This is a genomic window from Candidatus Formimonas warabiya (assembly GCF_002777255.1).
In the GTDB taxonomy this organism is placed as follows: domain Bacteria; phylum Bacillota; class Dehalobacteriia; order Dehalobacteriales; family Dehalobacteriaceae; genus Formimonas; species Formimonas warabiya.
In genome coordinates this window covers 5079978-5102419 of sequence record NZ_CP017634.1, presented here as the reverse complement: position 1 = coordinate 5102419, position 22442 = coordinate 5079978, and the positions used below count along the sequence as shown (strand labels likewise).

Here is a 22442-nt window from a genome sequence, read left to right as displayed (position 1 = left end):
TTTTTCACTTTTTTAAAAGGTTTTGGGCCACCGGAATATCTGCGGGAGCCAAGTCGTAATTCATGAGATCTTTTTTCTCCACCCAACAAAAATTATGGCATTCTTTGGCATCCAGTGCGCCGGAAAGATAGGAACACCGATAACAGATGAGCACTACCTGCCTCTCCCCATACACATGGGAAACCACCTGAAACAGCTGGTCGATTTTGATTTCTATGTTTAATTCCTCTTGGATCTCCCGAACCAGGCATTGTTCCGGAGTCTCTCCAAACTCCAGCTTTCCCCCGGGGAACTCCCATTTTAACCCCTGGTGAGCCCCTTCTTGACGCTGGGCCAGAAGAATTTTTCCTTCGTGTTCGATGATTCCTGCCGCAACAACGATGATGTACACTTCCTGCCTCCTTCACCTGGGCCAAGCCTTATTCCGGATAAAAAGCCACCCCTACCACGCCCGGACCGGTATGAACCCCTATGACCGGCCCCACTTCTCCGAAACGGATCTCACTGATCCGGGTAATCTTTTTCAATTCCTCGAACAAGCATTTGGCCTCTTCTTTGGCATCCCCGTGCATGACCACCAGTCTGAGTCTATTCTTCTCTGCAGCCTCTTTTACTATTTCTACAATTTTTTCCAGGGACTTTTTTCGGCCCCGCACTTTGGCCAAAGTAAAATATTTCCCTTCCTGATTTACCGCGATCACAGGCTTCAAATCCAGCAGACAGCCCATGGCCGCCGACACATAGCCGATTCGGCCCCCCCGCTTTAAATACTCCAGTGTCTTCACGACAAAAATCACTTTCAGGTTATCCCGGATTTGATGCATGCGCTCTACCGCACCGGTGAGATTCCCGCCGTTTTTGATAAAAGACGCCGCTTCCTGCACCAACAGCCCGATGCCCATGGAGATTGACTTGGAGTCTAAAACTTCAATTTTTACCCCCGGGAAATGGCTGGCCGCTAAACGGACCGTATTAAAAGTGCCGCTCAGCCCACTGGAAATATTAATGGACAAGATTTCTTTGTACCCTTCTTTGATCAGCCTGGAAAACAGGTCGATCACTTCTCCCACAGAAGGCATGGATGTTGACGGTATTTCCTGATCAAGACGTTCATACACCTGGTCGGGTTGAATATCCACCCGGTCCAGATATTCCTTATCCCGGTAAACGACTTTAAGGGGCAAGACATGAATATTGTTTTCTTCCACATACTCCTTTGACAAATCACCGGTACTGTCTGTTACCAGCGCAATTTTTTCCGCCATCACAAGCCTCCTGATTCATTTAATCCTACGCTCTTTCCAAACTTTCCCATCCTATTTTTCCCAGAAAAAAAAGAATTATCAACCATTTTTTCTTTTCATCCGTCCTAATCTGGCTTTCTTTTTCCCAGCGCTTTTTTCCTTTTCATCAAATAAACTCAACTGGATCCCCGCTGCCCAGGTAGCCTCCGAGACGGACAAATCAGTTTTCCTGTACCATTTAATCACGGCACTGCAATGGGGGCAGCGTCCTTTAAACCAAAATCCCTGCTGGTCCGCACCATAATTGATAATAGGGCCCGAAGGCACAAGACATTGGGGACACAAGACCTTTTTTTCGCACCAAATACCGTTAAATGTTTTTGGCATCTCCCAACTCCCACGATTACTCCTTTCGGGAAGATTCTTCTTTCAAGCGTCGTTTCCTGCCGGAAACCGAAAATGATTTTTCTGGCCCTGTTATTTTTGTTCTTCCCTCCTGCCCAGTAAAGCGGACAAGTCCTCCTTTAAGGAATAGTCAAATATTTTTCCTTCTTCCTGCAGCATGGCCAGGCAGGGATCCAAAGGCAAAACGGCCGTCAACGGGATCCCAGCCCCTTGGGCCACTTCCCGGACCTTACTTTTGCCGAATACCGGGGTTGTTTGCCCGCAGCACGGACAGGAAAAATAACTCATGTTTTCTACCAGGGCCAAAACCGGAATCCCCACTTTCTTCGCCATCTGAATCGCCTTTTTCACAATCATCACGGTGACGTCATGGGGAGAAGATACCACGATCATCCCTTGGAGAGGGATACTCTGCATCACGGTAAGAGGAACATCTCCCGTGCCGGGAGGTAAATCGATGAGCAGATAATCTAAATCACCCCAGGCGCATTTCACCCAAAAATCTTTCACCGCCCGGATGATCACCGGACTTCTCCAAATCACCGGATCATTTTCATTTCCCAGCAGAAAATTGACGGACATCATTTTGATCCCATGCTTTTCAGGGGGCAAAAAAAAGTTCTCCACGAGATCAACCTGGGCGTGTATGCCGAACATTTTCGGGATACTGGGTCCGGTAATATCCGCATCCAAAATGCCTACTTGATACCCCTTCTTAGTTAAGTCGCCGCCCAATAGTGCGGTGACGGAGGATTTTCCCACCCCCCCTTTTCCGCTCATCACGGCGACAATATTTTTTACTTTACTTCTGCTGTTTTGAGGAATCAAAAATTTACCTGCCGACACTGACCACAACTCCTATTGATTTTTTAGAAAAGCCTCTACCTAACACCCTTGTCTATGATTCGCAAGTACGCCATGATATTATTCATCATTGACTTTGGTAATGGCATGAACCGGACAAACCTCGGCACAGAGACCGCAACCATGGCATGCGCCGGGGTTGCTGACCACTTTGTGATCGATTCTTACGATTCCCGGACAACCTAAATTAAGACACTTCATACATCTCCGGCATAATTCCACATCAATCAGATAGGGCGCAATTACTTTTTCGCCTGCCATAAGTATCCCTCGTCTGTCAAGTGAATGCTGTTGCTATCGTTAAAAAGACTTTATCAACCGGCTCTGGGGGTTACCTTTCCTTGAATGCGTGCACATACAGCCGCCCTTTGCTGATTGCCGCTTTCACCGCTGCGGGAGCGGGCCCTCCCGGTACGTTTCTTGCTTCCACACACTTCTCAGGAGATATTTTTTCATAAACATCTTCTCCAAAGAGAGGGGAAAAATCTTTTAACTCCTCCATGCTTAGCTCTTCCAAGGATTTGCCCGCTTGTTCGCAGTACAATACCAGTCTTCCCACAATCTCATGTGCTTGTCTGAAAGGCACATTCCGGGCGGCCAGATAATCAGCGGCATCGGTGGCATTGATAAAACCCCCTGTTACCCCTTGGCGCATGATCTTTTCATTCACTTTCATGGTCTCGATCATGGGAGCAAAAACCAGCAGGCACTTTTTCACCGTATCAATGGCGTCAAACAAAGCTTCCTTATCTTCCTGCATGTCCTTGTTATAGGCCAAGGGCAGCCCCTTCAGAGCCGTTAAGAGACCCATTAAATCTCCGTAAACCCGGCCCGTCTTCCCCCGCACCAATTCGGCCACATCCGGATTTTTCTTTTGGGGCATGATGGAGGATCCGGTGCTGAACCCGTCGTCCAGTGTGATAAAGCGGAATTCATGGCTGGACCATAGGATCACTTCTTCGGAAAACCGGGATAAATGCATCATGATCAGCGCACCGGCAGCACAAAATTCCACGGCAAAGTCCCGGTCGGAGACACCGTCCAAACTGTTGGCGGTAATAGCGGCAAAGCCTAACTGCTCCTTGACGAATTCTCTGTCAATCTGAAAGGTCGTCCCGGCCAAAGCCCCTGACCCCAGGGGCATTACATCCGTCCTCCGGTAACAATCGTGCAGGCGGTCCATGTCCCGGGAAAACATTTGGAAATAAGCCATCAGGTGATGGGCCAAAGTAATGGGCTGAGCCTTTTGCAGGTGGGTATAGCCCGGCATCACCGTATGAACATGCTGATCCGCCAAATCAAGGAGTACTTCCTGGAGGTGCAGCAAAAGCCCTGTGATTTCTTTGATCTCTTCCTTCAAATACATGCGCACGTCCAAGGCTATCTGATCGTTTCTGCTCCGGGCCGTATGCAGTTTTTTCCCCACCTCGCCCACCCGTTCGGTGAGGATTTTTTCCACATTCATATGAATATCTTCCGCATCAACTTCAAAATGAACCTGCCCCGCCTCAATATCCTGCAAGATGGTTTTCAGGCCTGCAACCAGCACATCAGCCTCCTCCTGGCTGATAATTCCCTGTTTCCCCAGCATGGCAGCATGGGCCACGGACCCCATGATATCCTGTTTATATAGCCTCTGGTCAAAAGAAATCGAGGAATGGAAATCCTCTACCAGCTTATCTGTTTTTTTGGCAAACCTGCCGCCCCATAATTTCATTTTAAAACCTCCAAAATTTCCGCAAAATTTTTTATTAGTATACCAGATTTAGTCAATAATGAAAATGCCCCCCTTTCTTTCGGGAAAAATATTTCCCTTTTTAGGATGCTAAAAGGATTTCACTGTTTGATGCCGAAAAAATGGAAAGAATAACACCAGCACTAAAAATGGAGGATCGGAACCTTGAAAATTGCTTTAGGACAGATGGAAGTTATCCCCGGAAGGCCTGACTTGAATACCCGTACCATGGAGCAAATGATGGGGCAGGCCAAAGAAAAAGGGGCCCAAATCATCCTATTTCCGGAATTGTGCATTCCCGGTTATTTACTGGGTGATACCTGGGAACAGCAGGCTTATCTGAGAGACTGTGAAGCATGGGGAACCCGGATTGTTCGGGAATCGTCAGGAATCTGCGTGGTTTTCGGCAACGTGGGCATTGATTGGGACAAAACGGGAGACGACGGGCGGGTACGCAAATATAACGCTTGTTTTGTGGCCAAAGACGGCAAATTATGGGGAGAAGATAATTTCCCCTATCCCTTCCGGATTAAGACCCTCCACCCCAATTACCGGGAGTTTGACGACAGCAGGCATTTTTTCAGCCTCCCCCAACTGGCTCTGGAGCTGGGCAAGCCTGTAGAACAGCTTCTCCAGCCTGTACAGGTGACCATCGAGGGGCAACCGGTACGCTTAGGCTGTCTGCTCTGTGAAGACGGATGGAGTGATGATTATGCCCTTAAGCCCATGGCCCTGATGTCTCAAAACAGTCCTGTGGATATTTTTATTAATATTTCCAGTTCTCCTTTTACCCTGGGCAAAAACAATAAAAGAAACCGGGTTTTCTCCCAGCAGGTAAAAGAAACCGGCATCCCCCTGATCTATTTGAACAGTACGGGTATTCAGAACAACGGAAAAACCGTTTATACCTTCGACGGTTTTAGTTCTGTCTACAATCCGGCAGGTGAAGTTACGGCCTTTTGTCCGGCCTTTTCTGCCCAATTGGCCTGCGTTGACTTTGATCACCACGTGCAGTCAGGTTCCCAAAACATCCTTTCCGTTCCGGATGACTGGGATATCTCCAATATTTATCAGGCTCTTACTTACGGTTTAAAACATTTTTTGCATGCCATCGGCATGCAAAAGGTGGTGATTGGGATTTCCGGAGGTATCGATTCTGCGGTAAACGCCTGTCTTTATACCCAGGTCCTGGATCCGGCCCATGTGATGCTCGTGAACATGCCCAGCATCTACAATTCGGAAACCACAAAGGACCTGGCCGGTCAACTGGGAAACAACCTGGGATGTCTTTACACCATTGTGCCCATTCAAGAGGCTGTTGAGTACACCATTCAGCAAATTAACCAAAGCCCCATTCACAATAGACAAAGCGGTGAGATCTCTCACCTTTCCGTAAGTTCCTTTGTCACGGAAAATATTCAGGCCCGGGACAGGTCAGCCCGTATTCTGGCAGGCTTAGCAGCTTCCTTTGGGGGAGGCTTCACGTGCAATGCCAATAAGAGCGAACTGACGGTCGGTTACTCCACCCTCTATGGGGACCAGGCCGGTTTTTTGGCGGCTCTGGGAGACCTTTGGAAGCATCAGGTCTACGCCTTGGCCAGATATCTGAACGAACAGATCTACCACCGGGAAGTGATCCCGCAAAAAATGATCGACCTGGTGCCCAGTGCGGAACTTTCTTTTGATCAAGCGGTAGATGAAGGGAAAGGGGATCCCATCCAATACCCTTATCATGATTATCTTTTCCGGGCTTTCATGGAGCATTGGAACCGGGCCACGCCGGAAGATATCCTGACCTGGTATTTGGACGGTACCCTGGAAGAAAAGATTGGCTGCCGGAGCGGACTGGTGAAAAATCTTTTCCCCCATCACAAAGCATTTATCGAGGACCTGGAACGCTGGTGGAAGCTATATACCGGCATGGGAGTAGCTAAGAGAATTCAGGCTCCCCCCATACTGGCAGTGAGCCGAAGGGCCTACGGCTTTGACCACCGGGAAGCTCAAAACGCACCCTATTTTACCGCAAAGTACCTGGAAATGAAAAAAGCCCTGATCAACGGACAATGAAAAAAACAAAGGGCTTCGGGATCCGGGTCCCGGCTACCAGGCACCGGTACAATCTGGATGTTGAAATTACCGTAAAAATAAGCCGTTCTAACTCCCCGAAGGAGTATTTAGAACGGCTTCATATTTTAGTACCGGAAAAATTTCGTGTTGCGCATAACGTACTGCCACCCTTATGCTGCAAAAAGTCGTCTATGGGGTGTTCCCCGGTCCCGGTAACCGGTACCCGGATCCCGAAAAGCGTTTTGGGCTTTTCGCCCTATCAATTTAGAAGTTATAGGCCGATTCCCCATGAATCATTTGATCCAGTCCTTCTGTTTCTTCCTTCTGTCCTACCCGGACCGGGCTGAATACATTAATGATTTTCAGGGCGGCATAGGTAACGCCGAAAGCATAGCCACCGGCGAAAAGAGTGGCCAAAAGCTGCACCAAAAACTGGTGGGTATCTCCATAGAACAGACCGTTGATCCCATTGACATTGGCACTGGCAAAGATGCCTACGCAAATGGTACCAAGCATACCTCCTACACCGTGCACACCCCAAACATCAAGGGCATCATCCCAATCAAGCCTGATTCTCCACTGCACCGCCGCATAGCAGATCGATCCGGACAACAGCCCAATAACGGCAGCCGCCCAAGGTTCTACGAAACCGGCTGCCGGGGTAATCGTGGCCAGACCCGCCACCGCACCGGTCAAGGCCCCGACAAAACTGGGTCGTTTATCCTGAATCCAGGAAAGGACCAGCCAGGTAACCATCGCTAAAGAACCGGCAATATCCGTATTGACGAAAGCGGCAGATGCCACACCATTGGCGGCTAAAGCACTTCCGGCATTGAACCCGAACCATCCGAACCAGAGCAGCCCTGTCCCTAAGGCCACATAGGTAACATTATGGGGACCCAAATCTTCACCCTGTTTCTTAATCCGTTTTCCCACCACAAAGACCGAGGCCAGGGCAGCCATGCCTGCACTGGTATGGACCACAATTCCTCCAGCGAAATCAACGGCACCCAGCTGGGCCAGGAACCCTCCCCCCCAAATCCAATGGGCAAAGGGAACATAAATCAACAGGCTCCAAACGACTAAAAATATTAAATAACTTTTAAAATTGACCCGGTCGGCAAAAGCACCGGTAATTAAAGCGGGCGTAATAATAGCAAACATTTCCTGAAAACTAAAAAAGGCTAAAAATGGGATCGTGGAGCCATAAGGAGCCTGGGGCGCTGTTCCCACCCCATTTAAAAAAGCATACTTAAGATTGCCGATAATTCCGCCCACGTCAGGCCCAAAGGCCAAACTAAAACCGCAAATAACCCAGAGAATCGTCACAACTCCCATGGAAATAAAGCTTTGCATCATAATCGTTAAAACATTCTTTCTGCGCACCAGCCCGCCGTAAAAGAAAGCCAAGCCGGGGGTCATTAAACAGACCAGAGCGGCACTCAGCAGCACAAATGCCGTATCCCCTGTATTCACCATGTGCATTCCCTCCTAAAATATATCATCTACCATCATTTTAGGGCAGCATTTGGTTTGTCAAAATACAGGAAACCCCTGACTTTCCCCTCATTTTTACTGTATCTGTTCCTATGGTTCAATAATATGATTGCGGACGGCATAGAGCACCAAATCGGTAATACTGCGGAACCCCAGTTTTTTCATGATGTTGGCCCGGTGGGTTTCCGCGGTTTTTAAACTGATATTGAGAATAGCGCCTATTTCTTTGTTGGAATAGCCTTCCGCCAATAGCTGCAGTACTTCTCTTTCCCGAAAAGAAATCGTGCTTTCTCCCCTCTGATCGCCGGTTCCTTTCAAGAAGCCGGTAAGGACGATAGGAGCGATTTTATCGGAAATATGGATGCCCCCGGCCATCACTTCATCGATGGCATGAAGCAGCTCTTCCACGGCGTTTTCTTTTAATAAATAGGCTCTTACCCCGGCCTGGTAAGCGCTTTTGACGAATTCTTCATTCTTATGCATGGTCAGCATGATGGTCTTAATGCCGGGAGCCTGGCTTTGAAGCTGTTTCGCCACTTCGATCCCATTCAGGCGGGGTAGGGAAATATCCAGGATCACCAGGTCCGGCTGTAAACGGAGGGATTCATTTAAAGCTTCATTTCCGTCGGCCGCTTCGCTGATGACCTCAATATTCTCTTTCTGGCGCAAAAGATTCACCAGCAGATCCCTAAGCATCTTATGATCATCAGCAATTAACACCCTTATTTTTTTCAAGGGGCACCTCCAAAACGATATTTGTACCCTTGCCGGAGATACTGTTGATCTCTAATTTGGCGCCGATCATCTCGGCCCGCTCTTGCATGGATGTTAACCCGATGCCGTGGTAGGAATCTTCATACACAAAGCCCTGCCCATCATCAAGAACTTCCAGGGAAAATATTTGATCGTTTATTTTGCCCATAATAATTTTTAATTTAGTCGCCTGCGCATGCTTAATCACATTGGTAATGGATTCCTGTACGATCCGGTAGATATTCAATTCTATGGCTTCATCCCATCTGGGCAGGGGTTCCGGACAGACAATTTCCACCTTCAAACCGCTGGATGTTTCCATGGTATGGACCAGGTGTTTGATGCTCTTTTCCAGTCCTTGTTCCTTGAGCAGGGTAGGACTAAGATTCATGAGCACCCCGCGCATCTCCGCAATGGCGGCATCGACTAAATTCAGCGTCTGGTTCAGGTTATCCCGGAACAAAGGATCATTCTCTATATTGGGATCGTTTCGCATCATTCCCAGCTGAAATTTGGCGGCGGCGAGAAATTGACCTACTCCGTCATGCAAATCCCGGCCGATTTTCCCGCGTTCCTGTTCCTGGGTGGCCGTCAGCAACTGCGCCTGCTTTTTCAGGGTTAAATTCTGCTGGTGGATCTTAGAATTCAAATACTCCGTAATATTTTCGAAAGAAGTGGTTTTTAAATAATCCGCCCAGGAATAAATATCCCGGTACTCCACAATATTGAGCCCCATCCTCTCCTGTTCCGGGGTGACACGTAAACCGACCGTCTTTTTGATCAGAAAAAACAGCACTAAGCCGATGCCAAAAGACCAGAAGAAATTCACCAGCACCCCGGCGCATTGCACCAAAAACTGCATGGCTCTTGATCCTGTGGGCAACGCTTCCGGCGGCGCCAGGAGCGCAAGTAAAATCGTTCCCGCGGCTCCTCCAAAAGCATGGATGGATACGGCCCCCACGGCATCATCAATTCCTAGACGCTCCAGCATCAGAGCGGAAAAAACCACCAGAGAGCCGGCAGCCAAACCTAAAATAATGGATTGTTCCGGCGTCAGGATGTTGGAGCCGGCCGTAACAGCCACCAGCCCTCCTAATGCTCCGGAAAAAATGGCTTCCATATAACTGTGGTCGTTAATAAACAGCCTGGTCGTGCACAAAGCGCCCACCACACCTGCCGCCGCGGCAAAATTGGTGTTTAACAAAATCAAGCCGATTTTTTCATTAAACTGCAGCAAACTGCCCCCGTTAAAACCAAACCAGCTAAACCATAAAATAAAGGTACCCAGAACAGCAAAAGGGATATTGGACCGGCCCAGATTCTGAATTTTTCCGGCCACATCAAACCGGCCTTCCCTTGGCCCCACCATCATCGCTCCCGCCAGGGCAAACCATCCCGCGGTAGCGTGCACCACCGTGGCGCCGGCAAAATCGACAAACCCCCATTGATGCAGCCAGGGGAGATTCCCGGAGCTTATTTCCTTCCAGACCCAATGGCCGTAAACAGGATAGACAAACCCGGCCATGCCTACCGCCGCGATAATCAGCCCGTCCAATTTGGTTCTTTCCGACATGCTGCCGGAAAAAATGGTCACCGCCGTACCCGCAAACATTAACTGAAAAAATACAAAGGCAGAATGCCCCGCATTCGACGGGCCGTTTAAATTGTTTAAAAACCAGTATCCATCTCCCACCCAGTGATGAAAGGTGGGTCCAAACATCAGGCCAAACCCCCAAATATAAAAGATAAGCGTTGCCACAGCAAAGGTAATAATATTCTCAATGGCCACACTGACCATGTTTTTCGGCCGGACAAAGCCCACTTCATAACATAAGAAACCCGCCTGCATAAAAAACACAAAACAGGCGCTGACAATGATCCACAGATAATCAATCCCGGTCACGCCGTCCGACCTCCGTTTCCTGCCCACAAATGAAATCTTAGCCATTTGCCACCTTTTGCAATATTATACCATTTATTTTGACATTTTTTAATTCCAATTAGAAGATCCCGTATAGCAGGACAATTGAAAGAATACGTCGAATTAAAAAATTTGTCCAGATGAACACCGAAGTCGTAAGGGGGAAAATAATGAAAATCAAACTTGTAGGTTGTGCTTCCACCATGAACGAAGTGAAATGGCTGGGAGTTCCGGAAAACACCGACTGTGAGTTTCTTGACTTTGACCTTCATGGTAATCCGGCCAGGCTTCATGATAAGCTGCAACAGATAATCCATGACAGTCAAGATTATGATTTTATCATTCTTACCTATAACCGGTGTTCTAATGTGTTAATTAATCTTGTTTCCCCAAAGGTTCCCTTATTACTGCCCAAAACCCATGACTGTATCGGACTCCTTCTGGGTTCCCATGACCGGCATATGGAATTTTCCCGGGAAAATTCCGCCGTCTATTACTTTAGCCAGGGATGGCTGGATTACGGGCGCAGCCCTTACTCGGAGTATTTGGGGTACCTGGAAAAATACGGGGAGGAAAACGCGCGCAGCCTGATTGATACTCTTTACGGGCGATACAAAAAAGCCGTATTGATTATTACGCCCGGCATGAAAGATGTAGGTCATTACCGGAAAAAAGTAAAAGAAATCGCAGACTTTTTCGGCTGGGAAACAACTGAAATTGAAGGAGATATCACATTACTGGCTGCCTTAGTGCAGGGAAAGGAAAACCTCGATACCGTACTCGTGGAGCCGGGAGTAACCATTACGGAAGAATTGTTAGGCCACAATTGCTAAAAAGGCCCTGCGGGCTTTTTTTCAGGATCCGGGTACCACAAAAGATATGCAATGAAAAAAGCGCAACATCACTTGTTGCGCTTGTTCATTGACTTATGTCAATTAAACTTGCCACTTGTTTACACCTAGTTTAGTTGAACTGAAATTAGAGATTCCCGCGGTCATCCCTGGTTTTGGAACCTCTCATCAACCCGGCGTCCATGGATCCTTCTTTTTTGCCTTTGCTGGCCGGTTTTTGATTTTTGTCCTTGCCTGCCATTTTATCACCTCCGCTTATATCTTTTGCTTTTTTTTGAAAATTATGTAAAATATTTTTCAATTATTTTCAGACAAGTCTGCCGGGAGGATCAGGATCCGGTTACCGTTCGGGAAGCAACATCCGAAGCCCTAAAAAGCAGGGGAGGCTCCGCCTCCCCTAATTTTTGTTCGTTTATTGTTTAAATTTAAAAGCCTAGTGAATTAACGAACCGGTCTTGAAAATCCAGCCGGCAGGATAACTCCAAATGGGTTACCTTTCGGGCGATCGTTTCCGCTTCCTTGCGTATTTCTTGGGATATCAAGGCTTTCCTGGCTCCGGCTCCGGCGGCATTTCCCACAGATACGATCTTATCGGGGGAAATAGGCGGCAGAAGCCCTATACCCAGGGCGCTGAATTTATTGATATAGCTTCCAAATGCGCCGGCCAGCAGAACTTCATCGATATCCTCATAATTTAGCCCTGCTTGCTCTAAGAGTACCTGGATGCCTGCTCTGATAGCCGCTTTGGCCAGTTGCAGCTCCCGGATGTCCTTTTGCGTCAGCACTACCGCTTCTCCTTGAGCTTCCTGGGGGAAAGCCAAGACAAAGTACATGCCGGCCTCATCACTGCCCAGTCTTTCTTGCAAGTTCAAAGAAAGATGCCCCGCCTCTTCACGGGAAACCAACCGGCCATGGGGCTGAATGATGCCTACACGGACCATTTCCGCTACTGCGTCCATCAAACCTGAGCCGCAAATTCCCCTTACCGGAGTATGTCCAATTACCTTCAGCTCAACATCGTCGTTAATGACAACCCTTTCAATGGCTCCATTGGCCGCCCGCATGCCGAATTTGATTTGGGCGCCTTCAAAGGCCGGTCCGGCTGCCGTAGAACATGAAATCATCTGACCATGATGGGCTAAGACTATTTCCCCGTTAGTACCAATATCAATGGCCAAAAAAGTGCCTTGGCGCCGGTATACTTCCGTAGACATAATCACGCCCACGGTATCTCCCCCCACATAACCGGCAATATTGGGGGCCACCCAAACAGGGGCATGAGGGGAAATGGCAATGCCTAACTCTTTCGCTTCCACTTGCACCGGTGCGGAAACCACAGGTATAAAGGGAGACGAAGCAAGATAGGTGGGATCGGTTTTTAGAAACAAGTGACTCATGGTGGTATTTCCCACCACCGTCATCTGATAGATCTCCTTGGGGGATATTTCCATATCCTTGGCTAATTTGCCGATTAACCGGTTGATGGCTTGAATCACTCTTCTATTCAGTTGATCCAGGCCTGTACTTTGCATGGCATGCTCAATCCGGGCAATGACATCGGCGCCGAAGGTACTCTGAGGATTGCTGGCAGAAGCGATTGCCATGGTTTCCCCATCCAGCAGGTTCATTAAAGCGGCTACCACCGTCGTGGTACCGATGTCTACAGCTACCCCATATAATTTATCCGTGGTATCCTCTGGCTCGACCGCCAGCACCTCCTGGTCCGATACCACGGCTGTGACCAGACCTTTTTTCTTCCTTACCGCTTTAGGCAACGACCGTAAAGCCTCCAGTTTTATTTTGCTCGCATCAGCGCCCAAAGCGTCTAATAACCGGCCCGCATCAGGATGCTGGTTTTCCAGGGATGGCACGCTTACCGTGATCACCTTTTTGGTTACCCCTGCATCGGGACGGATATTAAAGCTGGACAAGGTAAGGTCATTTTTGCGGTGTAATGAAACCTCAAGCTGAGGGATTTCTACCGTCATGTCCCGCTCAATCTGGGTTCTGCACGCTAAAGCCCACTCAAAACCACCATTCTCCTGCATCACACGCACCCGGCATTTTCCGCAGGTCCCTTTTCCGCCACAGGGCCCGTCCAATTCTACGCCTGCCTCTCCGGCCGCCTGTAGAATGCTGATGCCGGCGTCTACGGTAACCTCTGTTTTATCCGGCAAAAATATCACCTTGTATTTTTCCATCATCTCCACACACCTCAAACTTTAAAGTATTCAATCAAGTCGTTCACCTGCTATTTTTATTAGTTCTACATCAATTCTTGATATCCTTCAGGTTTTAGGGAGGGGGTGACACTTTCCCTCAATTCCTGTTCCAATTCCTCCAGCCTTTTCACCACATTTTTTATTTTGCGGTGGTAATTTTGGGGTAAAACAAAAAAATCCGTTTTCGTGCCTTCCTCGGAGATCCCGGTGATCGTGTAGAGTTTACGAATCATATCGTCATGGATTTTACAGGCCTGATAGGCATCATGAATGTAACGGGCGATCATCGAAGGTTCCGCTTCCTCCCGGCGCACAGGGGCAATCATCCCTTTTTTGATCTTAATGGCATCCCCTGTCCGTAAGATGAATACCGGCTTATCGTGAACGATATTATCCCGGAAATTGTACAAATTACAGAATCTTTTCCAAAGCACGGTCGATTTGTTCAACCTGTTTTGACCAAATTGGTGGGTAATTTCTTCCCACTTATCCAGGGTGCTCAGCTTGTCATACAACCTGCTGATGGTATGGAGGATCACTTCTTTTACTTCATCCTGCACGTTGTTGAGAATTTTCTGGTTGATCAGATAGGTGGTAAAGGCATTAATAAAAGACTCTAAAGAAAAGGTGGCATACAACTTTGTCGTACAAGAATGGGCCACAAGTTCCTCATACATCTCTTGGATTTCATCCTCCAGCTTATCCGTTTTTTTATATTTTTCCAGTTTTCTGGGCGGCGATTTTGCCCCGTCCCGTTTGATCATTAAAAAGGAGACCAGTTGTTTATTTTGTAAGGCCAGATCGTATATTTCACATGCGCTTCCGTAGCAGAGCTTGAGATAGGTTTGGGTGCAGGATACCAGATATTCTGTTTGCGACTTATATGAGTCACCGGTGTGTAATAAGCCGAACATACCTTACCTCCAGTTATGTTTACTACTATTTTGCCAAAAGAGCGGGCTTATCATACAAGATAGCCTTTGGGCCTTTCGGGATCCGGGGACCGGGTACCGGTTACCGGGGAAAAAATAAAAAAGCACGGCATAATGGCACCGTACTTTAATTTCTCTTTGATCATAGCGTTGTTGCATATAGAGTTTTTTTACCCTGTTCACTTAATCGCAAAAATAGGCAGTCCACTAAGTGCCAAGCACCAGATTCCCTACGAGTATCTGCTTAACCTTGTATTCCCGGATCCCGGTAACCGGTACCCGGATCCCGAAGAAAGCCCGCAAGGCTTTCTTCTTACCACTGATCCAGATGCACTCTTTTCTCATCAAAACGGTCCCCCGCAGCTTGCTCCTCGGCGGGATAGCCGAGAGAAATCAGGGAAAAGGGCATAATCCCATCCGGTGCGCCCACCAGCTTCAACATGCTTTTTACCAGGACCTCTTTGGGATAGATCCCCAGCCACACAGCGCCTAAGCCTAATCCATGGGCCGCCAGTAAAATATTTTCCGTGGCGGCAGCACAGTCCTGATCCCAGTAAATTTCCGTTTTAAACAATTTTTTATCGCCACAAACCAGGATCGCTAAGGCTGCTTCTTTTAACATGGATGAATAGGGGTGAAAACGGGTGATCTGATTTAAGGTATCCCGGTTTTTGATGACGACAAAATGCCAGGGCCGCTGGTTATGGGCGGAAGGAGCGCTCATGCCGGCCTTCAACAGGTCTCTCACCATCTCGTCGGATATGGGCTGGCCGGAATACTTTCTGATACTGCGCCGGCTGAAAATACTTTTTAAAACCTCATTCACATACAACACCTCTACTTAAATGTAATTTGGATGGTTGGGGAAATACTCTTTCCATCTCCGGGAAACCTTTCCGACGATATCTTCCCGGGGCATCAATTCCTCCGGATAATCCGGTTTGATGCGGGCATCCATTAAAACCGGCCCCTGATAACATATTTTATTTTGCCGGATCTCACAATCCCCATGAATATCCCAGGCCGGGTCAAAACGGGTAAAAATCGTCCACAGGAAGGTAGTCTGGTCCGTAATTTTTTCCGCATCATCTACCAATACCAGGAGAGGCCATGCACGAAGATGCTCTTTTCCGAGTGCTAACACCTCCTCCCCTAGCTTTGGCGCTTCCAGAAAGGGCCTTCCGGATACCACCAGACAGCCCGGACAAAAAACCTGGATAGCATCAATACCGGGAAGAAGGCCGCCTTCATAACAGCGGGGCAGCGTTCTCTTGATCCGCCCGGTTCCCTTCATCACCGCCTTGCTGCCCAGGTTAAATTTTCGTCCCGTATAATCCAATGTATCCATAGACGTATCATTCAGAATCAGCAAATCCCTTGAAGGGTCAAAACGGGCCAACACATTTTCCAGCACCTGGTCAAATTTTCTCAAATTGCACCCGCTGTCCGTGAGCAGCAAAAATTTTGTCAGTGTTAACTGGCCTTCTCCCAGAATGCGAAAGGCATAGGACAAGGATTCCCGCTCGTAGCTCTCTCTCACCCTGGCTGCAGCCAAAGCATGGAATCCGGCCTCCCCATAGGTCCAGAGCTCTTTGACCCCCGGCATCACCAAAGGAAATAAGGGGGCCAGCAACTCTTGCAGGTAGTCGCCGATAAAGTAATCCTCCTGTTTGGGTTTGCCCACTACTGTCACAGGAAATACCGCGTCTTTTCTGTGATAAATGTCCTTGATCTTAAATACGGGAAAATCATGGGCTAAGGAATAATAGCCGTAATGATCCCCAAAGGGACCCTCCAACCGTCTCTTTCCCGGGTCTACTTGACCAAGCAAGGCAAAATCCGCTTCTGCAATTAAAGGATGGGGATGGCCCGAAAGTCGGGTAACATCCAGTTTGTCTCCTAACAAAAAGGAAGCAAGGATTAATTCCGGGATCCTTTCCGGCAAAGGAGCGATGGCAGCCAGGGTCAGCACCGGAGGCCCGCCCAGAAAAACCGTTACCGGCAGGCTCTGATTCACCTGCTCCGCTTCATAATAGTGGAAACCCCCTCCTTTATGAATCTGCCAGTGCATACCGGTTTCATCAGGGGAAAAAACCTGCATCCGGTACATGCCTAAGTTGTGCTGCCCGGTTAAGGGATCCTCCGTATAGACCAGGGGTTGTGTGATAAAGGGGCCCCCATCTTGCTGCCAGCTGGTAATCACAGGAAACTGCCTCAAATTCGCAGGAATTTTTCTCTCTACTACCGGAGCCTTATGACCGGGAATTTTCTTTAAACCCACATGCGCCAAATCCCGCAGCCACCTTCGCTCCTGCCATAAGGATTTTACAGAAGGAGGCATTAATTTATCCAGAGATTCCACCATATTATTGATCATTTTCTCCGGCCGGGAGCCCACAGCCATTTCCACCCTTTTCTTCGTCCCAAAAAGATTTGATAGCACCGGAAAAGGACTGCCTTGCACATTGGTAAAAAGCAGAGCCGGACCTCCGGCCCCAATGACCCGGCGATGGATTTCCGCTAATTCCAAGTGCGGATCCACCGGCGCCCCAATTTTTACCAGGTCCCTTTCTTGCTCCAGCCTGTTCATAAAACTGCGCAGGTTTTTATCCATTCCTTCCCCCAAGACCTTTTTGTTTACTTTGTTTTTCGCTTTTTACATTCGGCTGCTGCAAGGCGAGCACCCTCTTGAACATTTTTCAGGATCAATTCCAGATCCTTTCCTGTCGCACCATCTATATGGATTCCTGCCGTCACCGCAACCACTTCTCCGGTTTCCCGGCAAATCACGGTAGCCACCTGCTCAGCCGCTGTCACATCCTTATGTCCCGGTACAGGTACAATCCACACGTCGGAACTGATCCCGGAGCCGGTCAAGCTGGTCCGGGGAACAGCCAGGACCATGCCGCCTACATGGGGTCTGTCACCACCGGTAAGAAGGGTACTGATACCTTGCTCTGTAAGAGATACTGATAATATAACCTTATGATTTTCCTCCCCAGCTTCAATTGTAAAATTTTCCATTCTACCTCCAGATAATACTGATTTATGCCCATAGTATATCACTCGGATACAGAGTTAAACAATATTTCTTGTTTCCCTCCAAATAATCAAATAGATAACTTTAGATAAAAGGTAAACATAACAAACTAATAAAAACCCCTTTTTTTCTGCCAATAAAAAGGGATCAGATAAATTAAAAGTTTGTCTGATCCCTTTTCCTCTTTTAAAAAGTTCCTTGGCCCCATTTTCTCTGCCGCTTTCAAAAATAATTTCTCATAATATCAATAATTATTTTTCTTACGGCTGCAGGATTTGGAGTCTCCTGACAGGTCCTATACGGAAGCGCTTTCCTTAGAACCGGAAACACGAATTGGACGAGCTTCGACTTCATGCATGTAGTCTTCCCTAAGTATTCTTGGCGTTAAATAGCATAGGAAGAGCATCACAATGGTGAAAGCTAATGCGCCCACAATAGATGCGCCCTGCAGTGCCGACAAACCACCGGCCACCAGCAGAACTCCGGCGGCCACCGCCATGGTAATACCCCAAAGAAGCTTCAAGCTGGTCCGGGGTTCATTATTACCGCCGCTGGACAGAGTACCCAGCACAATGGTGGCAGAGTCGGCTGACACAACAAAGAAGGTAAAGGAAACAAACAAGAGAATTGGTGCCAAAATGACAGCGCCCGGAAACATATCAAACATCACATAAATAGCACTGGACAAGTCATTTTGCACCGCGCCCCAGACGACACCCTTGGTGGCTTCGACAAGTTCCATGTTTAATGCCGTTGAACCGATAATATCCATAAAAATCATGTCGAAGAAAGAAGGCGCGATCAAAGCAGCCAAAACAAATTCCTTGATCGTCCGGCCTTTGGAAATCTTTGCAATAAACAAACCGACAAAGGGTGCCCAAGAAATCCACCATGCCCAGTAGTAAATGGTCCAACCGCCGGCCCAGCCCGTTTGACCGACCGGATCTGTCCAAAGACTCATTTTAATAATATTCTGCAGATAAAGTCCGGTACCGTTGACAAAGTTGTTCAATATATAAGTGGTAGGTCCGGCAAGGAACATATAAAGCAATATACCTACAGTACAAATCATGCTAATGTTCGACCCGGTTTTAATACCCTTCTCAATAGGTAGGCAGGCGGAAGCCAGGTAGACAGCCGTTACAATGAAGAGGATCACAATATTCAGGCCAAGTCCCAGAGGAACACCGTAGTTGAAATTCACCCCGGAAGAAAGCTGCATCACACCCAGGCCAATCGTCGTACACTGGCCAAAGAATACTGCTACCAAGGTAACAATATCAATTATTTTCCCAATAGGTCCGTAGATCCTGTCACCTAAAAGGGGATAGAAGCAAGTACTTACCAGTGCAGGGAGCCCCTTTTTATACATTAAAATACCCATGGCGATCCCGATTACAACATATACGGCCCAAGCGCTCAGTCCCCAGTGCAGGAACGTGATGGCCATAGACCATTCCGCAGCCGAAGTACTGGCCGGATCACCGGCATAAGTCGGACCGCTCATATAATGATACAGGGGTTCACCCACAGCCCAGAAAACTAAACCTACGCCCATTCCACAGCCAAACAGCATAGAAAACCAGGAGAAATTTGAATATTCCGGTACATCTTCCGGCTTGCCCAGTTTTATTTGGCCGTATTTGCTAAAGGCCATATAAAGGCACCAGAGTAAAATAAAGAATACTCCGCCCATATATAGCCATCCGGTATATTTAATGGTCCAGCTAAGGGCTGCGCCAAACACTGTGCCAAGGCCTTTGTTGTCAACTATTCCCCAAAGGGTGAAGGCAATTAAAAAAACCGCAGACACAATGAACACAGTGGGATCAACTTTACCAAACAATCCCCAATCCTTTGTGTATTCGCTAATATCCCTGTGTTTGAAACCTGTTTGTTTCGGCGTCTCCATCAAAAGAATCTCCTTTCTTCTCTGGATATATTTAAAACAACATTAAGACAACAAATTCCCTTTCCAATTTGTTCCCATTAAAAAAGGGGATATTTGTCCGCATGCTCCCCATCCTATGGAATGGGTGAGTATCGCGTATTCGAACAGCAGCTAGTATCCCATAGTCAAAAATTTAAACAAGCATCCTGTCACTTTATATTGAAAAAGAATGTCGAATTTTGTATAATTAGAACGCCAAAGGAACCTGGCTTGATCCGGATAAAATACAAACAGCTTTTACAAATAGTTTTTTTAATTTTCCTGTGGCGGTTTTTCTCACCCCCCACTTACAGAACTCGGCCAATGGCAGGAAATTGTCCCACTGCCAAGTAAAGGCAATTTCTTTTTGCTCATGGCCGGATTTTGGGCTGATTCCGGCTCCACCCTTAATCGACGAAAAACGTAGGTGGGGCCGAATCTTTAGGGATACTATACCGCTGTATCGCTGTTAAGTAATCTTCTCGACTGCTTATGTTATGTTTACGTAGTGTCTTTTATTAGTATTCTAAAGATCATACTACTGGATTTTTTTGGTTTTTCATTTGGATTTTTTTGGTTTTTTAATATTTAATCTATTCGTCATAAAAATGAATAATCCTTGTGCCGATCAGGATTATTTTAAGTCCTTTTCGACTTATTTTTTTATCTATCCAAAAAAAGGACTGTTTAGGAAAATTCCCAAACAGTCCTTTTTTTCTACAGTTTAAATCGGTTGGTCTTATACAGCCGTATTCTCTTTTGCCCCGGCAACTGGCAACAGTTTAGCCGGTGCATTAACTTCATCCGCAAAATCGGACTTCAACATCTTCACCGTAGTGTAACAAATAAAGAACATCACAATGGTGAATGGGAAGGCTCCAACGATCGAAGCTGTTTGCAGGGCTCCTAAGCCGCCCATGTTCATTAGTACCCCTGCGGAAACACCCATGGCAACACCCCATAAGAGTTTCAAGCTGATCTTGGGTTCGTCGTTGCCGCCACTGGACAGCATCCCTAAAACAATGGTACAAGAGTCTGCCGACACCACAAAGAAGGTAAAGCAGACAAAGAGCAAAATCGGGGCAACCAGGCCAATTAAGGGATACTGACTAAACAAGACGTAAATGGCACTGGAAAGATCGTTTTGAATTGCCGTCCAAAGGACTCCTTTTGTGGCTTCAGTTAATTCCATGCTTAAACCCGCTGTGCCGAAAATGTTCATGAAAATCATATCAAAAATAGTCGGCGCGATCAAAGCAGCCAAAACAAATTCTTTAATGGTCCGGCCTTTAGAGATCTTGGCAATGAACATACCGACGAAAGGAGCCCAAGCGATCCACCAAGCCCAGTAGAAAATGGTCCAGCCGCCCAGCCAGCCAGTTTTTTCCACAGGATCCGTCCACAAACTCATTTGCACAATATTCTGGAGGTAGATTCCGGTAGCATTAACAAAATTGTCCAAGATATATTTGGTGGGTCCGACGATAAACAGGAATGCCATTAATGCTAAGCAGGCAATCATACTGATGTCGGAACCAAGCTTAATCCCTTTGTCAATGGGCAAGCAAGCAGAACAAAGGTAGCAAATCGTCACAATGGCCAGCAAAACAATATTGAGCCCGTTGCCAAGGGGAACTCCGTAATTAAAATTAACACCCGAGGCCAACTGCATCGTACCTAATCCGATGGTGGTGCACATACCAAAGAAAGTTGCCACCAAGGTAACAATATCCACCAGCTTACCGATAGGACCATAGACCCGGTCGCCCAGGATCGGGTACAAGCAGGTGCTCATTAAAGCAGGCAAGCCTTTTTTAAACATAATAATGCCCATAACAATCCCAATTACTACGAACACGGCCCAGGCACTCAGTCCCCAGTGGAAAAAGGCAATGGCCATGGACCATTCTGCCGCCTGGGTGCTTCCATGCGCGCCAGCATAGGTGGGGCCGCTCATAAAATGATACATGGGCTCGGCTACGGACCAGAAAATCAGTCCTACACCCATTCCGCAGCCAAACAGCATGGCGAACCAGGAAAAAGTCGAGTATTCAGGTTTGTCTTCCGGTTTGCCCAATTTCACTTTTCCGTATTTACTAAACGCCATATAAAAGCAGAACAGCACGAAGAAGAAAACTCCGCCCATATACATCCAGCCGGTGTAATTAATGGTCCAGTTCAGGGCAGCACTGGCAACGGCACCAAGTCCTTTGTTATCTATGAAACCCCAGATTACAAAACCGAAGCAAATAACGGCCGAAATAATAAATACTACGGAGTCAATACGCCCCAAAAAACCCCAATCTTGAGTATACTCTTTAATCGCCCTTGGTGTAAAATTGATTTTTTTCTGACTATCCATTAAAAGATCCCCCTTCATTTTAGGATACCTCAGGATATGGTTTATTTCCCGCAGCAGCAGATGGTATCCAAAGAAAAGCGCAAGATATTAAACATTATAAACAAGAACATACCTTGTAATCATTTTTTTACCCTTGTATAATTTTCTTAAGATGATGTGCTTTATCTTTTTGGGTTTAAAAAAGTTAGTTTTCATTTTTTGTGGGTTCTTGAACCACCTCCAAACATTCGAGCACTAAACAGAGGAATTGTTCACCTGCCAAGTTTACCATTCCCTTTTAGTGCCGATACTTGTGTTCCCGGCTGCATTTCTTACATAAGATTGTGCCCGTTTTTAGTGAAGGAAGTGTAGCCGGGTTCCTAGGATACCATATCTGCTGTACGTAACAAGGTTAATCAGTTGAAGCATGTCCACTCTGAAATACTCAAAGTTTTTTACTGGATATTTACAAAGTTTAACAGTTGATTTTATAAGTTTTTCTTTGGTATTTAATATTCGTCATAATAATTCATTATCCTCTTATTTTTTGAGTCAAAGAAAAACTTTTTTAAGTTAAAACTGACTCAAAAGTAAAGCAGTGGGAAGTATCGTAATAAGCTCTCTTCACTAGGGCAACTTC

The 22442-nt window shown here is 47.1% G+C and carries 19 protein-coding genes; 2 read left to right on the top strand and 17 right to left on the bottom strand.

The window, feature by feature from the left end:
- Positions 1–4 precede the first annotated feature (4 nt).
- The 6 genes from mutT to argH all read right to left on the bottom strand — a co-directional run bounded on the left by mutT (position 5) and on the right by argH (position 4230).
- Positions 5–391, bottom strand: a complete 387-nt coding sequence (mutT, locus tag DCMF_RS23200; RefSeq protein WP_148136624.1) for an 8-oxo-dGTP diphosphatase MutT — start codon at positions 389–391, stop codon at positions 5–7.
- A gap of 28 nt (positions 392–419) precedes the next feature.
- Positions 420–1265 carry a DegV family protein gene (locus DCMF_RS23195; protein WP_148136623.1) on the bottom strand — a complete coding sequence of 282 codons (846 nt, stop codon included), beginning with the start codon at positions 1263–1265 and terminating at the stop codon, positions 420–422.
- A 78-nt stretch (positions 1266–1343) separates the two neighbouring features.
- Complete coding sequence (locus tag DCMF_RS23190; RefSeq protein ID WP_148136622.1) at positions 1344–1631, bottom strand: hypothetical protein; 288 nt, start codon at positions 1629–1631, stop codon at positions 1344–1346.
- A 90-nt stretch (positions 1632–1721) separates the two neighbouring features.
- Positions 1722–2495, bottom strand: coding sequence for an Mrp/NBP35 family ATP-binding protein (locus tag DCMF_RS23185; protein WP_236860102.1), 774 nt, complete (start codon positions 2493–2495; stop codon positions 1722–1724).
- 78 nt (positions 2496–2573) lie between these two features.
- Positions 2574–2774: a 4Fe-4S binding protein gene (locus tag DCMF_RS23180; RefSeq protein WP_148136621.1), complete on the bottom strand. Its 201-nt coding sequence runs from the start codon at positions 2772–2774 to the stop codon at positions 2574–2576.
- Positions 2775–2844: 70 nt separating this feature from the next.
- Positions 2845–4230: an argininosuccinate lyase gene (argH, locus tag DCMF_RS23175; protein ID WP_148136620.1), complete on the bottom strand. Its 1386-nt coding sequence runs from the start codon at positions 4228–4230 to the stop codon at positions 2845–2847.
- A gap of 183 nt (positions 4231–4413) precedes the next feature.
- Between argH and nadE the strand changes: the two genes are divergently transcribed.
- Positions 4414–6315 carry an NAD(+) synthase gene (gene nadE, locus DCMF_RS23170; protein ID WP_257790932.1) on the top strand — a complete coding sequence of 634 codons (1902 nt, stop codon included), beginning with the start codon at positions 4414–4416 and terminating at the stop codon, positions 6313–6315.
- Positions 6316–6579: 264 nt separating this feature from the next.
- Here nadE and DCMF_RS23165 read toward each other — a convergent pair whose 3' ends face one another.
- The 3 genes from DCMF_RS23165 to amt all read right to left on the bottom strand — a co-directional run bounded on the left by DCMF_RS23165 (position 6580) and on the right by amt (position 10513).
- Positions 6580–7794, bottom strand: coding sequence for an ammonium transporter (locus DCMF_RS23165; RefSeq protein WP_148136619.1), 1215 nt, complete (start codon positions 7792–7794; stop codon positions 6580–6582).
- Between the two features lie 108 nt (positions 7795–7902).
- Positions 7903–8547, bottom strand: coding sequence for a response regulator (locus DCMF_RS23160; protein ID WP_148136618.1), 645 nt, complete (start codon positions 8545–8547; stop codon positions 7903–7905).
- A complete protein-coding gene (gene amt / locus DCMF_RS23155) occupies positions 8519–10513 on the bottom strand; it encodes an ammonium transporter (protein WP_148136617.1) in 1995 nt (664 codons plus the stop codon). Before amt ends, DCMF_RS23160 begins: the two co-directional genes overlap by 29 nt.
- Positions 10514–10656: 143 nt before the next feature.
- Here amt and DCMF_RS23150 point away from each other — a divergent pair, with 143 nt between their 5' ends.
- Positions 10657–11319 carry a DUF1638 domain-containing protein gene (locus tag DCMF_RS23150; RefSeq protein ID WP_148136616.1) on the top strand — a complete coding sequence of 221 codons (663 nt, stop codon included), beginning with the start codon at positions 10657–10659 and terminating at the stop codon, positions 11317–11319.
- A gap of 443 nt (positions 11320–11762) precedes the next feature.
- On the opposite strand, the gene DCMF_RS23145 is transcribed toward DCMF_RS23150, so the two are convergent.
- The 8 genes from DCMF_RS23145 to DCMF_RS23115 form a co-directional block, all read right to left on the bottom strand.
- A complete protein-coding gene (locus DCMF_RS23145) occupies positions 11763–13541 on the bottom strand; it encodes an ASKHA domain-containing protein (protein WP_236860101.1) in 1779 nt (592 codons plus the stop codon).
- Between the two features lie 62 nt (positions 13542–13603).
- Positions 13604–14473: a hypothetical protein gene (locus DCMF_RS23140; RefSeq protein WP_148136615.1), complete on the bottom strand. Its 870-nt coding sequence runs from the start codon at positions 14471–14473 to the stop codon at positions 13604–13606.
- Between the two features lie 225 nt (positions 14474–14698).
- Positions 14699–14836, bottom strand: a complete 138-nt coding sequence (locus DCMF_RS29385) for a hypothetical protein (protein ID WP_214658837.1) — start codon at positions 14834–14836, stop codon at positions 14699–14701.
- Positions 14805–15317: a nitroreductase family protein gene (locus DCMF_RS23135; protein ID WP_148136614.1), complete on the bottom strand. Its 513-nt coding sequence runs from the start codon at positions 15315–15317 to the stop codon at positions 14805–14807. Before DCMF_RS23135 ends, DCMF_RS29385 begins: the two co-directional genes overlap by 32 nt.
- A 15-nt stretch (positions 15318–15332) precedes the next feature.
- The gene (locus DCMF_RS23130; protein WP_148136613.1) at positions 15333–17105 is read right to left on the bottom strand and encodes a UbiD family decarboxylase; all 1773 of its coding nucleotides are present in this window, start codon (positions 17103–17105) and stop codon (positions 15333–15335) included.
- A gap of 23 nt (positions 17106–17128) precedes the next feature.
- Entirely contained in the window at positions 17129–17515 is a 387-nt protein-coding gene (gene lpdD, locus DCMF_RS23125) for a prenylated flavin chaperone LpdD (RefSeq protein ID WP_148136612.1), read from the bottom strand.
- A gap of 311 nt (positions 17516–17826) precedes the next feature.
- A complete protein-coding gene (locus tag DCMF_RS23120; RefSeq protein WP_148136611.1) occupies positions 17827–19443 on the bottom strand; it encodes a BCCT family transporter in 1617 nt (538 codons plus the stop codon).
- A gap of 757 nt (positions 19444–20200) precedes the next feature.
- Positions 20201–21823, bottom strand: a complete 1623-nt coding sequence (locus tag DCMF_RS23115; protein ID WP_148136610.1) for a BCCT family transporter — start codon at positions 21821–21823, stop codon at positions 20201–20203.
- Between the last annotated feature and the right edge of the window lie 619 nt (positions 21824–22442).

Bases quoted from the DNA above. Each gene is read 5' to 3' on its own strand.
- DCMF_RS23195 (WP_148136623.1), bottom strand. From the start codon at position 1,265: ATGGCGGAAAAAATTGCGCTGGTAACAGACAGTACCGGTGATTTGTCA.
- DCMF_RS23190 (WP_148136622.1), bottom strand. From the start codon at position 1,631: ATGCCAAAAACATTTAACGGTATTTGGTGCGAAAAAAAGGTCTTGTGT.
- DCMF_RS23180 (WP_148136621.1), bottom strand. From the start codon at position 2,774: ATGGCAGGCGAAAAAGTAATTGCGCCCTATCTGATTGATGTGGAATTA.
- argH (WP_148136620.1), bottom strand. From the start codon at position 4,230: ATGAAATTATGGGGCGGCAGGTTTGCCAAAAAAACAGATAAGCTGGTA.
- DCMF_RS23165 (WP_148136619.1), bottom strand. From the start codon at position 7,794: ATGGTGAATACAGGGGATACGGCATTTGTGCTGCTGAGTGCCGCTCTG.
- amt (WP_148136617.1), bottom strand. From the start codon at position 10,513: ATGGCTAAGATTTCATTTGTGGGCAGGAAACGGAGGTCGGACGGCGTG.
- DCMF_RS23150 (WP_148136616.1), top strand. From the start codon at position 10,657: ATGAAAATCAAACTTGTAGGTTGTGCTTCCACCATGAACGAAGTGAAA.
- DCMF_RS23145 (WP_236860101.1), bottom strand. From the start codon at position 13,541: ATGATGGAAAAATACAAGGTGATATTTTTGCCGGATAAAACAGAGGTT.
- DCMF_RS23140 (WP_148136615.1), bottom strand. From the start codon at position 14,473: ATGTTCGGCTTATTACACACCGGTGACTCATATAAGTCGCAAACAGAA.
- DCMF_RS29385 (WP_214658837.1), bottom strand. From the start codon at position 14,836: ATGAGAAAAGAGTGCATCTGGATCAGTGGTAAGAAGAAAGCCTTGCGG.
- DCMF_RS23130 (WP_148136613.1), bottom strand. From the start codon at position 17,105: ATGGATAAAAACCTGCGCAGTTTTATGAACAGGCTGGAGCAAGAAAGG.
- lpdD (WP_148136612.1), bottom strand. From the start codon at position 17,515: ATGGAAAATTTTACAATTGAAGCTGGGGAGGAAAATCATAAGGTTATA.
- DCMF_RS23120 (WP_148136611.1), bottom strand. From the start codon at position 19,443: ATGGAGACGCCGAAACAAACAGGTTTCAAACACAGGGATATTAGCGAA.
- DCMF_RS23115 (WP_148136610.1), bottom strand. From the start codon at position 21,823: ATGGATAGTCAGAAAAAAATCAATTTTACACCAAGGGCGATTAAAGAG.